This window comes from Ideonella lacteola (genome assembly GCF_038066555.1).
Classification (GTDB): Bacteria; Pseudomonadota; Gammaproteobacteria; order Burkholderiales; family Burkholderiaceae_C; genus Ideonella; species Ideonella lacteola.
In genome coordinates this window covers 134341-147076 of sequence record NZ_JBBUTG010000011.1, presented here as the reverse complement: position 1 = coordinate 147076, position 12736 = coordinate 134341, and the positions used below count along the sequence as shown (strand labels likewise).

The 12736-nt window shown below is 65.1% G+C and carries 14 protein-coding genes; 13 read left to right on the top strand and 1 reads right to left on the bottom strand.

What is annotated here, in order from left to right:
• The first annotated feature begins 27 nt into the window (after positions 1-27).
• From AACH06_RS17680 to rng, 10 genes are read left to right on the top strand one after another with little or no spacing between them, the layout of a single operon-like run.
• Entirely contained in the window at positions 28-753 is a 726-nt protein-coding gene (locus tag AACH06_RS17680; RefSeq protein ID WP_341427070.1) for a YebC/PmpR family DNA-binding transcriptional regulator, read from the top strand.
• A 43-nt stretch (positions 754-796) separates the two neighbouring features.
• Positions 797-2086 (top strand): phosphoribosylamine--glycine ligase, encoded by a 1290-nt coding sequence (gene purD / locus AACH06_RS17675; RefSeq protein ID WP_341427069.1) that lies wholly within the window; start codon positions 797-799, stop codon positions 2084-2086.
• The gene (locus AACH06_RS17670) at positions 2070-2708 is read left to right on the top strand and encodes a 1-acyl-sn-glycerol-3-phosphate acyltransferase (protein WP_341427068.1); all 639 of its coding nucleotides are present in this window, start codon (positions 2070-2072) and stop codon (positions 2706-2708) included. Before purD ends, AACH06_RS17670 begins: the two co-directional genes overlap by 17 nt.
• A gap of 4 nt (positions 2709-2712) precedes the next feature.
• Positions 2713-3654 (top strand): oxygen-dependent coproporphyrinogen oxidase, encoded by a 942-nt coding sequence (gene hemF / locus AACH06_RS17665; protein ID WP_341427067.1) that lies wholly within the window; start codon positions 2713-2715, stop codon positions 3652-3654.
• Positions 3651-4256: a nicotinate-nucleotide adenylyltransferase gene (gene nadD, locus AACH06_RS17660; protein WP_341427066.1), complete on the top strand. Its 606-nt coding sequence runs from the start codon at positions 3651-3653 to the stop codon at positions 4254-4256. The genes hemF and nadD overlap by 4 nt, the downstream gene beginning before the upstream one ends.
• The gene (gene rsfS, locus AACH06_RS17655) at positions 4257-5165 is read left to right on the top strand and encodes a ribosome silencing factor (RefSeq protein WP_341427065.1); all 909 of its coding nucleotides are present in this window, start codon (positions 4257-4259) and stop codon (positions 5163-5165) included. It begins immediately after the preceding gene.
• Positions 5166-5187: 22 nt separating this feature from the next.
• Positions 5188-5658 (top strand): 23S rRNA (pseudouridine(1915)-N(3))-methyltransferase RlmH, encoded by a 471-nt coding sequence (gene rlmH / locus AACH06_RS17650; protein WP_341427064.1) that lies wholly within the window; start codon positions 5188-5190, stop codon positions 5656-5658.
• The gene (locus AACH06_RS17645; protein WP_341427063.1) at positions 5655-6833 is read left to right on the top strand and encodes an acyltransferase family protein; all 1179 of its coding nucleotides are present in this window, start codon (positions 5655-5657) and stop codon (positions 6831-6833) included. Before rlmH ends, AACH06_RS17645 begins: the two co-directional genes overlap by 4 nt.
• 37 nt (positions 6834-6870) lie before the next feature.
• Positions 6871-7479 carry a Maf family protein gene (locus tag AACH06_RS17640; protein ID WP_341427062.1) on the top strand — a complete coding sequence of 203 codons (609 nt, stop codon included), beginning with the start codon at positions 6871-6873 and terminating at the stop codon, positions 7477-7479.
• A gap of 43 nt (positions 7480-7522) precedes the next feature.
• Positions 7523-9001, top strand: a complete 1479-nt coding sequence (gene rng, locus AACH06_RS17635) for a ribonuclease G (protein ID WP_341427061.1) — start codon at positions 7523-7525, stop codon at positions 8999-9001.
• A gap of 21 nt (positions 9002-9022) precedes the next feature.
• Here the strand turns inward: rng and AACH06_RS17630 are convergent, their stop codons facing one another.
• Positions 9023-9634 (bottom strand): aldo/keto reductase, encoded by a 612-nt coding sequence (locus AACH06_RS17630; RefSeq protein WP_341427060.1) that lies wholly within the window; start codon positions 9632-9634, stop codon positions 9023-9025.
• Positions 9635-9932: 298 nt separating this feature from the next.
• Here AACH06_RS17630 and AACH06_RS17625 point away from each other — a divergent pair, with 298 nt between their 5' ends.
• The 3 genes from AACH06_RS17625 to AACH06_RS17615 all read left to right on the top strand — a co-directional run bounded on the left by AACH06_RS17625 (position 9933) and on the right by AACH06_RS17615 (position 12661).
• Positions 9933-10139, top strand: a complete 207-nt coding sequence (locus AACH06_RS17625; protein ID WP_341427059.1) for a hypothetical protein — start codon at positions 9933-9935, stop codon at positions 10137-10139.
• A 309-nt stretch (positions 10140-10448) separates the two neighbouring features.
• Positions 10449-11654 (top strand): ATP-binding protein, encoded by a 1206-nt coding sequence (locus AACH06_RS17620; protein WP_341427058.1) that lies wholly within the window; start codon positions 10449-10451, stop codon positions 11652-11654.
• Positions 11651-12661, top strand: coding sequence for a ParA family protein (locus tag AACH06_RS17615; RefSeq protein WP_341427057.1), 1011 nt, complete (start codon positions 11651-11653; stop codon positions 12659-12661). The genes AACH06_RS17620 and AACH06_RS17615 overlap by 4 nt, the downstream gene beginning before the upstream one ends.
• Positions 12662-12736 lie beyond the last annotated feature (75 nt).

Sequence of the window (12736 nt, the reverse complement as noted above, 5' to 3'; positions counted from 1 at the left end):
CGACAAGGTGGCGGCACAGGAGTTTTCATGGCCGGTCATTCCAAATGGGCCAATATCCAGCACCGCAAGGGCCGCCAGGACGAAAAGCGCGGCAAGGCCTGGACCCGCGTCATTCGTGAAATCATGGTGGCTGCCCGCCTCGGCGGCGGTGACCCAGGTTCCAACCCCCGCCTGCGGCTGGCGATTGAAAAGGCCAAGGCCGTCAACCTGCCGGTGGACACGGTCAAGCGCAACATCGACAAGGCGACAGGCAACCTCGAAGGCGTGAATTACGAGGAAATCCGCTACGAAGGCTACGGCATCGGTGGCGCCGCCATCATCGTCGACTGCATGACCGACAACCGCGTGCGCACCGTGGCCGAGGTCCGCCATGCGTTCAGCAAATACGGCGGCAACCTGGGCACCGAAGGCTCCGTGGCCTTCCAGTTCAAGCATTGCGGCCAGTTCGTGTTCGCCCCCGGCACCTCGGAAGACAAGGTGATGGAAGTCGCGCTCGAGGCTGGTGCCGAAGACGTCATCACCGGCGAAGACGGTTCGATCGAGGTGCTGTGCGCCGCGGGCGACTTCGAGGCGGTCAAGAACGCGCTGGAAGGCGCCGGCTTGAAGCCCGAGATCTCGGAGGTGACCATGCGTGCCGAGAACACCATCAGCCTGTCGGGCGACGACGCGGCCCGCATGCAAAAGCTGCTGGACGTGATCGAAGACCTGGATGACGTGCAGGACGTCTACCACAACGCTGAAATCGAAGAATGATGCGCACTGGCGACATTCGCCTGTTGAACGCACGGAGTCTTGCATGAACGTCCTGGTGATTGGCGGCGGTGGCCGCGAGCACGCCCTGGCCTGGAAGCTGGCCGCCAGCGAGAAGGTGCAACACGTCTACGTGGCCCCCGGCAACGGTGGCACGGCGCTGGACAAGCGCCTGACCAACGTGGCGATCACCGACCCGCAGCAGCTCGCGGATTTCGCGGTCGCAGAAAAGGTCGGATTGACGGTGGTGGGCCCCGAGGCGCCGCTGTCTCAGGGCGTGGTGGACGTGTTCCGCTCGCGCGGCCTGCGCATCTTCGGCCCCACCAAGGCCGCTGCGCAGCTCGAAAGCTCGAAGGCTTTCGCCAAGGACTTCATGAAGCGGCACGGCATCCCGACCGCCGCCTATGAAACCTTCAGCGATCCGGCCGCCGCGCATGCCTACATCGACAAGCTCGGCGCCCCCATCGTCGTCAAGGCAGACGGCCTGGCCGCCGGCAAGGGCGTGGTGGTCGCGATGACGCTCGAGGAAGCGCACGAAGCAGTGCGTTTCATGCTGGAAGACAACACCCTTGGCGTCGTTCACAACGCCGGCGGCGCCCGCGTCGTGATTGAAGAATTCCTGCAGGGTGAGGAAGCCAGCTTCATCGTGCTGTGTGACGGCAAGAACGTGCTGCCGCTGGCCACCAGCCAGGATCACAAGCGCGTGGGCGATGGTGACACCGGTCCGAACACCGGCGGCATGGGTGCGTATTCCCCCGCGCCGGTCGTGACCCCGAACGTCCACGCGCGGGCCATGCAGGAAATCATCCTGCCGACGATCGCCGGCATGGCGAGAGACGGCATCCCGTTCACCGGCTTCCTCTATGCCGGCTTGATGATCGATGCCCACGGACAGCCCAAGACGCTGGAGTTCAACACCCGCATGGGCGACCCGGAGACTCAGCCGATCATGATGCGGCTCAAGAGCGATCTGGTCGACGTGATGATGCATGCCACCGATGGCACGCTCGACACGGTGGAGCTGCAGTGGGACCGCCGATTCGCGCTCGGCGTGGTGATGGCGGCGGCCGGCTACCCCGCCAACCCCCGCAAGGGTGACGGCATCACCGGCCTGCCGGCCGATCCCTCCGGCAGCGATGACGCGATGGTGTTCCATGCGGGGACCGCCCAGGAGGATGGCCGACTTGTCACCAGCGGCGGCCGAGTGCTCTGCGTGACCGCGCTGGGTGATTCGGCACGCGCTGCGCAAGCCCGTGCCTATGACGTGCTGAAGTCGATTCAATTCGACGGGGCGATCCATCGATCCGACATCGGCCACCGTGCCATCAAGCGCTGAGGCTGGTCCGCCCAGCCCGCAGATCCTCACCACCAGGCTGCCGGCACCGCGCGGCAGCCGCCTAGCGCGGGCGCTGCTGCGTCTGGCGGGCTGGCAACTGGTGTTCGATGGCCTGCCGGCCCGGCAGGGGGTGATCATCGGCTACCCACATACCTCGAACTGGGACTTCGTCGTCGGGGTGTTGGCGAAATGGGCCCTGGGGCTTCACTTCGCGTTCTGGGGCAAGGAAAGCCTGTTTCGCATCCCGCTGTTCGGGCGCTGGCTGCGTTGGCTGGGTGGCATTCCGGTGGATCGTTTCAACGCCAACGGCATCGTTGGCGACATGGTCGAGCGATTCCAGGTGGCCCGGGCGAACGACCAGTTCCTCTGGCTCGCGCTGGCGCCTGAAGGGACGCGCCGGTACCAGCCCCACTGGCGCAGCGGCTTCTACCAGGTGGCATTGCAGGCCGACGTGCCCTTGGCGCTGGCTTTCTTCGACTATCAGCGCAAACGGTTCGGCGTCGAGGTGGTTCTCAAGCTCTGCGGTGACCGGGAAGCCGACCTGGCCACCATCCGCGCGGCCTACGATCGCGTCACCGGCAAACACCCCGATTTGGCCGCCCCCATCGTTCTGAAAGGATGAACCGATGAGCTTCAACACCGCCGAGGCCCGTGCCTACTTTGTCGGTTTGCAGGCGCGCATCGTCGATGCGCTGGCTGAACTGGACGGCAGCCCGTTCTTGAGTGACAGCTGGACGCGCCCCGAGGGCGAGCGGCTGCAGGGTGATGGCATCTCCCGGCTGGTCGAAGAAGGCCAACTCTTTGAGCGCGGTGGCTGCAATTTCAGCCATGTCCGCGGTGCCTCGATGCCCGCATCGGCCACGGCCCATCGCCCGGCACTGGCGGGGGCACCGTTCGAGGCCATGGGCGTCTCGCTGGTGCTGCACCCCCGCAACCCCTATGTGCCCACCGTGCACATGAATGTGCGTTTGTTCGCCGCCATGCCGAAAGACGCCGAGCCGGTGGTCTGGTTCGGCGGCGGCATGGACCTCACGCCCTATTACGGCGTCGAGGCGGACGCCGTGCATTTCCATCGGGTGTGCCGGCAGGCCCTCGCGCCTTTCGGGGACGAGTTCCACCCGCGCTTCAAGCGCTGGTGCGACGAGTACTTCTTCCTCAAGCACCGCAATGAGCCGCGAGGGGTGGGCGGCATCTTCTTCGATGATTTCAACGAGTTGGGCTTCGAGCGCAGCTTCGCGCTCACCCGCAGCGTCGGCGATGCGTTTCTGGACGCCTACCTGCCGATCGCCCGGCGTCGGCGAGATCATCCCTACGGAGAGCGTGAGCGCGATTTCCAAGCCTATCGCCGTGGCCGCTACGTCGAATTCAATCTGGTCTTCGACCGCGGCACCTTGTTCGGTCTGCAATCAGGTGGGCGCACCGAGGCCATCCTGATGTCGATGCCACCCCTCGTTCGTTGGCGATACGCCTGGCAGCCCGAGGCGGGCACACCCGAAGCCGCGCTTTACGCCGACTTCCTTCGCCCGCGCGATTGGGCCGATGAAACGGTGAGCGAAGGGGCCGAGTGACCTGGCGAATCGGCCTGTACGGCGGCAGCTTCGACCCGCCGCACCTGGCGCATCTGGCCTTGGCGCGCCTGGCGCGGGACCGCCTGGGCCTGGACGAACTGCGCTGGCAACCGGCCGGGCAGCCGTGGCAGAAGGCGGGCCGGCTGGTGGCGTCAGGCCGCCAGCGCGTCGCGATGCTGCATCTGCTCACCCAGGATGAGCCTGGATTCGTGATCGATACTTGCGAGCTGGAGCGGGTTGGCCCCAGCTACACCATCGACACCTTGCGTGAGGTGGCGGCCGAGCGCCCTGGCGCCCAGCTGTTCCTGGTCATCGGCGCCGATCAGTTTGCCCGGCTCGATACCTGGAAAGAAGCTGGCGACATCGCCCGCCTGGCCACGCTGGCGGTGGCGGCGCGGGAGGGCCAAGCAGCGTTACCGCCAGTGAAATGGCCGGGCCCGCCGCTGGCCTGGCAAGAGCTCCCATTGCCCCGCATCGACATCTCGGCCACCGAAGTGCGCCGCCGGGCCGCTGCCGGCGAACCCGTTTCCCCGCTGGTGGGCGAGGCGGTCGCAGGCTATATTGATCAACAGCACCTCTACCGGGCAGCCCCCGGCCAATGAATGGACATCCGCAAACTGCAACGCGCCATCGTCGATGGCCTCGAAGATGTGAAGGCCCAGAACATCGTGGTCTTCAATACCGAGCACCTGTCGCCGCTGTTCGAGCGCGTGATCGTGGCTTCGGGCACCAGCAACCGCCAGACCAAGGCGCTCGCAGCGAGTGTGCGCGACGCGGTGAAATCCAGCGGCCAGCAGGTGCTGCGCACCGAAGGCGAAGACAACGGCGAATGGATCATCGTCGACTGCGGTGCTGCCGTGGCGCACATCATGCAGCCGGCCATTCGAGACTACTACCGCCTCGAAGAGATCTGGGGCGGCAAGCCGGTGAAGCTCAAGCTCGCCGATGCCAAGGGTGGCCTGCCCAAGGCGTCTGACGACGAAGATGACGACGACGCCCCGGTGCCGGCCAAGAAGCCAGCCGCCAAGAAGGCGGGCGCCAAGTCCACCGAAAAGTCGGCCGCTGGCCGCGCTGCGCTGGGCTCTGCCGCCACGAAGTCTTCGGCGGCCAAGTCGTCGACGTCCAAGCGCAAGAGCGCGGATGACGCGGCCCCCGCGGCCAAGAAGGCTGCACCGGCGCGCAAGGTGAGCTCAGGGCAGGTCAGCGCAGGCTCGGCGCCGGCATCCAGGAAAGCCCCGGCTCGCAAGTCGGCGGCGACCACCTCGCCGGCTTCGAAGCCAGCGGCCAAGTCGGCTCCGGCGAAGAAGGCGGCCCCCTCCAAGGCACCGGCGAAGGCCCCGACCAAGACGGCCGGCAAGGTGGCCACCAAGTCGGCGGTGAAGGCTCCCGCCAAAGCACCCGCCAAAGCACCCGCCAAGACGGCTGCCAAGACTTCTGTCAAGACCGCGGCCAAGACGGCCGCCAAGGCGCCGGCCAAGAAGGCTGCGCCGCGCAAGACCAGCTCTCGCTGAGCCAGCGGCTTCGATCACCCCCATGCGGTTGCTGATCGCGGCCGTCGGCCAGCGCCAGCCTGCCTGGGCCGACACCGCCTATGACGATTTCGCCAAACGGTTCCCGCCGGAGATGCGGCTGGAGCTGAAGGCGGTGAAGGCCGAGCCGCGCAGCGGAGGGAAGACCGCTGCGCAGCTGATGGCCGCCGAAGCGCCGCGGCTGGAATCTGCGGCGCCAAAGGGGGCGCGCCGCGTCTTTCTCGACGAGCGTGGCACGCGGATGACGACCGTGCAACTGGCCGAGCGCATGACGGCCTGGCGTGGCGAGGGGCGCGACGTGGTGTTTTTCATTGGCGGGCCGGACGGCCTGGACCCCGCCTTGAAGAACACCGCCGATGAAACGCTGCGCCTGTCCGACCTGACTCTCCCGCACGCCTTCGTCCGTGTGCTGTTGGCCGAGGCGCTGTATCGGGCCTGGTCGCTGGCCATTGGGCATCCGTACCACCGGGAATGACGGGCCCGACACCTCAGCGCGATGCGACCATCGATGGCCTGCGCGGCGCTGCGATCTCGGTAGTGCTGCTGCTGCATTTCGCATTGGCCTTCGGCCTGACCGACAGCGCTCTGGGAGATCTCCTGGGCAAGCCGCTTCTGCGGGCGATCGTGCTGAATGGCAACTACGGCGTGACCGTGTTCTTTGTCGTGTCCGGCTACCTGATCACCCGGGGCCTGATCGACCGGCACGGTGACCTCTCAACCGTGCAGCTGCTGCCGTTCTACGTGGCCCGCAGTGGGCGCATCCTGCCGCCGTTGTTGCTGGCGTTGGGCATCATCGTGCCGCTGGGCCTGGCGGGTGTGCCCTTCTTCGACAACAGCGACGGCCAGGTGCTGCGCCCGGCCGGTTTCTGGTGGCCGGCCGTCGGCTCGGTGCTGACCTTCTGGCACAACCAGCTGATGCAGAGCGCTGGCTACTTCAACTACTGCCTGAACGTCTATTGGTCGCTCTCGGTGGAAGAGGTGTTCTATCTGACCCTTCCGGGGCTTTGTCTGCTGCTGCGCCGCGAGGTGTGGCTCGTGGCAGCCCTTGGCGTGTTGGTGCTGATGGGGCCGGCCTACCGAGCCCAACACCCGGACAACGAAATTGCGTACCTCTACGCTTACCCGGCTTGCTTCGACGCCATCGCGCTGGGTTGCCTGTGTGCCTTGGCCTCGCGGCGGTGGTCGGTCTCCTGGCGTGTGGCCCGTGTGCTGGCGCCCCTGGCCGCGACCGCGATGGTGGCTACGTACTTGGTGGGCTTCGCCGACCACCCCGTTGTAGGCTTCAGCGCCATGGCGGGGGCCACCGCCCTGTTCATTTGGGCCACCCGAGCCTGGCCGGCAGGCCGGGCGCCGTCGGGCGCGGGGCCGGGTGGGGCTCATTGGGCCGTCCTGGTCACATGGCCTTGGCGTTGGCTGGGCCGGCACAGCTACGAGATCTACCTGTTCCACATCATCGTGCTGGCGGGGATGCGGCAGTTGTTTGACCGCGCGACACTCGATCGCGATTGGAGGCTGCCGCTGCTGATCGGCTTTGGCCTGGCCAGCGCGGGGGTGGCGGCGATCGTGTCACGCCATTTTGCCGAGCCCATCAACCGGTGGTGGCGCCAGCGCTGGTCAGGCCCGACGCTGCCGCGGCCAGTGGCCCGATGATGTCGCGCGCTTCATCCCGTTTGCCCATCGTTGCCCCATGCCCTCACACGATTTCATCTACCTGGCGTCCCAAAGCCCGCGTCGGCGCCAATTGCTCAGCCAGATCGGTGTGCGCCATGAGCTGTTGCTGGCCGATGCCGACGAAGATGCCGAAGCCCTGGAAGCCACTCGTGCCGGTGAGCTGCCGCGCGACTATGTGGAACGGGTGACACGGGCCAAGCTGGCGGCTGCGCGCCGTCGGCATCAGCGCCGCGAATTGCCGCCGGCGCCGATCCTGTGTGCCGACACCACCGTGGCGCTGGGCCGGCGCATTCTGGGCAAGCCGGCCGATGCGGCCGACGCCCGGGCCACGCTGACGGCGCTGTCCGGCCGCAGCCATCGCGTGCTGACGGCGGTAGCTGTCTTCGATGGACGTCGAAGCTCGCTGGTGGTGAACGACTCCCGCGTTCGCTTCGCCGCGATTCCGGCCGAGGTCATCGAGGCCTATGTCGACAGTGGCGAGCCGTTCGGCAAGGCGGGCAGCTATGCCATCCAGAGCTCCTTGGCAGGCTGGATCGAGCGCATCGAAGGCAGTCACTCCGGTATCATGGGTTTGCCTCTCTTCGAGACCCATCAACTGCTGCGTCGCGCAGGTCTGCGCCCGTGAAAACCACGCAGTAGCCGGCCCGGACGCGTACATTCAGCGCCCCATGCACGACATCCTGATCAACTGGGCCCCGCAGGAGACGCGGGTCGCCATCATCGAGAACGGAGCGATCCAGGAACTGCACCTGGAGCGCACGCTGGAACGCGGCCTCGTCGGCAACATCTACCTTGGCAAAGTGGCGCGGGTGCTGCCCGGCATGCAGAGCGCGTTCATCGATATCGGGCTGGAACGCGCCGCCTTCCTGCACGTGGCCGATCTGCACACCGCCGGCTACAACCCGCGTGCGGGCAACGACAACGCCCCACCCACGCCGATCGAAAAACAGGTCTTCGAAGGCCAAACCCTCACGGTGCAGGTTGTGAAGGACCCGATCGGCACCAAGGGCGCGCGCCTGTCCACCCAGATCAGCATCGCCGGCCGCATGCTGGTGTTCCTGCCGCAGGACAACCACATCGGCATCTCCCAGAAGATCGGCTCCGCCGAGACACGCGACCAGCTTCGCGCGCGCATGCTGGCGCTGGTGGGCAAGCCCGAGGAGGGCGGCGGTGGCGGCTTCATCCTGCGCACCAATGCCGAGGAAGCCACCGATGCCGAGCTGGCCGACGACATCAGCTACCTGCGCAAGACCTGGGCCCAGATCCGCCAGCGGGCCTTGTCGCAACCGCCAGGCACGCTCCTGCACCAGGACTTGAGTCTGGTCGAGCGGGTCTTGCGTGATCTGGCCACCGAACAGACACAGTCGATCCGCATCGATTCGAAAATGCAGTTCGACCAGCTCAAGGCCTTTGGCGGGGTGTATACCCCCACCGCCGTCGCCAAGCTGGAGCACTACCGTGGCGAGCGGCCGATCTTCGACCTCTTCGGTATCGAAGAGGAGATCTCCCGGGCGTTGGCGCGCCGCGTCGAGCTGAAATCGGGCGGCTACCTCATCGTCGACCAGACCGAAGCGTTGACGACGATCGACGTGAACACCGGCGGCTATGTCGGCGCGCGCAACTTCGACGACACGATCTTCAAGACCAATCTTGAGGCGGCCCAGGCGATTGCGCGGCAACTGCGTCTGCGCAACCTGGGCGGCATCATCATCGTCGACTTCATCGACATGGTGCGTGACGACCACCAGCAGGCGGTGCTCGCCGAGTTCCGCAAGCAGCTCAGCAAAGACCGCACGAAGACCACCGTGAGTGGCTTCACGGCGCTGGGCCTGGTGGAGATGACGCGCAAACGCACCCGTGAGTCACTGGCCCACATGCTGTGCGAGCCGTGTCCCACCTGCGAGGGCCGCGGCCAGGTGAAGACGGCGCGCAGCGTCTGCTACGACGTGCTGCGCGAAATCCTGCGGGAAGCCAGGCAATTCAACCCGAAAGAGTTTCGGGTGGTGGCCAGTGCCTCGGTCGTCGAGATGCTGCTCGACGAAGAGAGCCAGCACCTGGCCGACCTCTCCGCCTTCATCGGCAAACCCATTTCGCTGTCCGCCGAGCCTTCGTTCAGCCCCGAGCATTACGACATCGTGCTGCTCTGAGAACGTGGCCGGCGCGGCCGGTCAGGGCACCTCGTGGCCGGTCGAGGCCGACCAGATGCGGTACCAGTCGTCGGGGTTGAGCGTGAGCTTCAGGGCCGCGACCGCCTCGTCGGTGGCACTCAAGCGGCGCGAGCCGACCACCGGAATCGGCCGGCTGGGCAGGCGCAGCAACCAGGCGATGGCCAGCGTGGTGGTGGACACCCCGAGCCGCGCGCCGATCTCCCCCATCACCCAGCGCACGCGGTGCGCGGCAGGGCTGTCTTCGTTGAACAGGCGGCCGCCGGCCAAAGGAGACCAGATCATGGGCCGCGCCCGCAGGCGTTGGGCCTGATCGAAGGTGCCGTCGTGGATGGCGCCCATCTGGAGCGGTGAGCACTCCACCTGGTTGGTTTCGAGCGCAATGCGGCTGTGGAGCAACTCGAACTGCTGCACCGTGAAGTTCGAGGCGCCGAAATGCAGCACTTTGCCGTCGCGACGCAGCCGCTCGAAGGTGGCAGCCACCTCGTCCGCATCCATCAGCGCGTCGGGGCGGTGAATCAGCAGCAGATCGATCCGGTCGGTGCGCAACTCGCGCAGGCTGTTCTCGACCGACGTGGTGATGTGGGCGCGGAGGTGTCGCAGCGGTGCGCGCACCGCCACGCAATAGAGGCAGCGGTTGGCGCCCGAAGCGGCAACGATGATAATTCCCCGCTAATCTTTGCTCAGGCCACCGCTTTTCGAGGCGAGGCGATCGGTCCAGTGAGCTGGAGGTGTGGCGTACAACAAAGCGGCCGGTGCCGTGGCATTGAACCTGACCAAGTACTCTGCGGACCGCTGTGGAAGTGGCGACAATTGACGCCTTCTATGCATCAACCTCTGGCCTCCCTGCTGTTCCCTGAGTACCGCCGCCGCGTGCTCGGCCTGCTCTTGCTGCGGCCAGAAGAATCGCTGCATGGCCGGGAGGTCGCCCGGCGCACGGGCTTGCCTGCCGGCAGGACTGCTGCGGCGCGAGACGCGAGGCAACCGGCAGGTCTACAGCGCCAACACGAGCGGGCTGATCTTCGTCGAGTTGGCCAGCATCCTGCGCAAGACATCGGCCATGGCGGACGGGTCCGATGCTCAAATCGACCTGAGGGTTGAGGGTAATGATGGTCGTTGAAGGCCAACCATCCTTGTCGTGGAAACCGACGCTCGGACGGGAGCGGCTGATGCTCGCAAGTCAACTCGCGCTGTCATTGCTGGATCTTGATTCGAGGCGTAAGGACGACGGTCACACAGTGGCTTGCGCCATCCGCGCAATGCATGGAAATCCCCCTAAGCTCGGGCAGGACTGCCCAGGCCGCGAAGTCCATGGGTGGCTCGGTCGCCAGAGCGAGGAGATGAGTGCTGGGCAAGAACTACGTCGGATACGCATGTTTGCGGGCGCTGTCCGGCGACAACCGGCAATGAACAAATGAGGAGCTCGCCCATGAGACTGCCAGACGAAGAACTTGAGGCCATGCTCGCCGACCTGGAGTCGGATCGCGCGGAGCGAAAGGAGACGTTTAACGGTGACGCTCCAGAGAAAGTGCGCCAAGCGGTTTGCGCATTTGCGAATGACCTTCCCGGGCACGGTCGACCGGGAGTGGCATTCATTGGCGTTCGAGATGACGGTACGCCTACGAATCTGCCGATTACGGACGACTTGCTTCTCACTCTCGCGAGCATTCGCAGCGATGGGAACATCCAACCCATTCCGAGCATGACCGTCGAAAAGCGGGTCCTGCGCGGTGTTGAGGTTGCTGTAATCACCGTGCTCCCGGCCGATGCCCCACCCGTGCGCTGCAAGGGCCGCACGTACATTCGTACAGGTCCGCGGCGCGACATTGCCAGTCTGCAGGACGAGCGCATCCTCAACGAACGAAGAAGGCACCGCAACCTTCCCTTCGACTTGCAGCCGGTGTCGTTCGCGACCCTTGCAGACATCAGCCGACGAGTGTTCGAGGAAGAATACCTCGTAGGCGCTTTCTCGGCAGACGTGCTGGAGGCCAATCATCGGACCTTCGAAGAGCGCCTCAGTTCCTGCCGCATGGTCGAGTCGATTGAAAGTCCCGTCCCGACTGTTCTGGGAAGCTTGGTGCTGGGGACACGAACTCGAGACCTTATTCCTTGCGCCTATATTCAGTTTCTCCGGATTGACGGCACTGAATTGGACGCGCCGATCCTCGACGAAGCCGCCATCGACGGTCGCTTGGGTGAAGTGATCAATCGGGTCGATGAGAAGATTAAGGCCCACATCTCAACGGCTGTTGACGTCCACTCTGCAGACACTGAGAAGCGCCGAGCCGACTACCCTCTGGCCGCGCTCCAACAACTGGTGCGCAATGCGGTGATGCATCGGAGCTACGAGGGGACGAATGCGCCGGTTCGGTTAACGTGGTTCTCGGATCGAATCGAGATCGTTAACCCAGGCGGGCCATTCGGCATTGTCACGGCTGCAAACTTTGGCCAGCCTGGTGTCACTGACTATCGGAACCCCCACCTTGCAGAGGCTATGAAGGTGCTCGGCTACGTCCAGCGCTTCGGGGTTGGCATAGCAACCGCACGCAGGTTGCTTGCCGAGAACGGGAACCCAGCTCCCCAGTTCGAACCGCGAGAAACTCACGTTCTAGTCACAGTTCGGAGGTCGGCATGAGCGTTCCGGTTCTGACCTTCTTCAACAACAAAGGAGGCGTCGGCAAGACCTCGCTGGTGTACCACCTTGCATGGATGTTTGCCGAGCAAGGTCTGCGGGTGCTGGCGGTTGACCTCGACCCACAAGCCAACCTCACCGCCGCGTTCCTCGACGAAGATCAGCTTGCAGAACTGTGGGCGGACAGTGCTGGCGCGTCCACCATCTTTCGTAGCGTGAGGCCGCTCCTGGATGTTGGTGACTTTGCGCCTGTCGACTATCAGAAGGTCAATCGGAGGCTTGCGCTCATTCCTGGCGACCTTGGCCTCTCTGGCTTCGAGGATGAACTGTCTGCGACTTGGACCGATGCCCTGAGCGACAAGAACAAGGCGCGACCGTTCCGAATCCTCACGGCGTTCTGGCGGGCTTCACAGGAGTCAGCCAAGCGCTTTGACGCCGACCTCATCCTGTTTGACGTCGGGCCTAATCTCGGCGCCATCAACCGCGCCGCGTTGTTGGCCAGCAATCATGTTGTCGTTCCGTTGGGGGCGGATCTCTTCTCCTTGCAGGGTCTGCGCAACCTTGGACCCACCCTTCGGGACTGGCGATTGGGCTGGACGAGGCGGCGCGATGACTGGAAGTCACCGGAGTTCGCTCTGCCGTTGGGTGACATGACTCCGGTGGGCTACATCGCGATGCGGCACGGAGTGCGTCTCACGCGTCCCGTGAAGGCGTATACCCGCTGGCTGGATCAGATCCCCGCCGAGTTCAGGCGGAGCGTGCTGGCGAAGGACGCTGCAAAGGTCCCGGTGATCGAAGAAGACTCGTATTGCTTGGCCATGCTGAAGAACTACAACAGCCTCATGCCGTTGGCCCAAGAGGCGCGCAAGCCCATCTTCTCGCTGCGCTCTGCCGATGGGGCCATCGGTTCCCATGCCAATGCGGTTGCCAAGGCCCATGGCGACTTCAAGGCTTTGGCCCAGGACATCGCCAAGCGCATTGGCCTGGATATGCCTGAGGATGACTTCTGATCGATGACCGACGAGTACTCCGATGCATTGCCCACGTCGGAATGGCCTAGCCTTGCATCGAGTTTGCGACTGCGT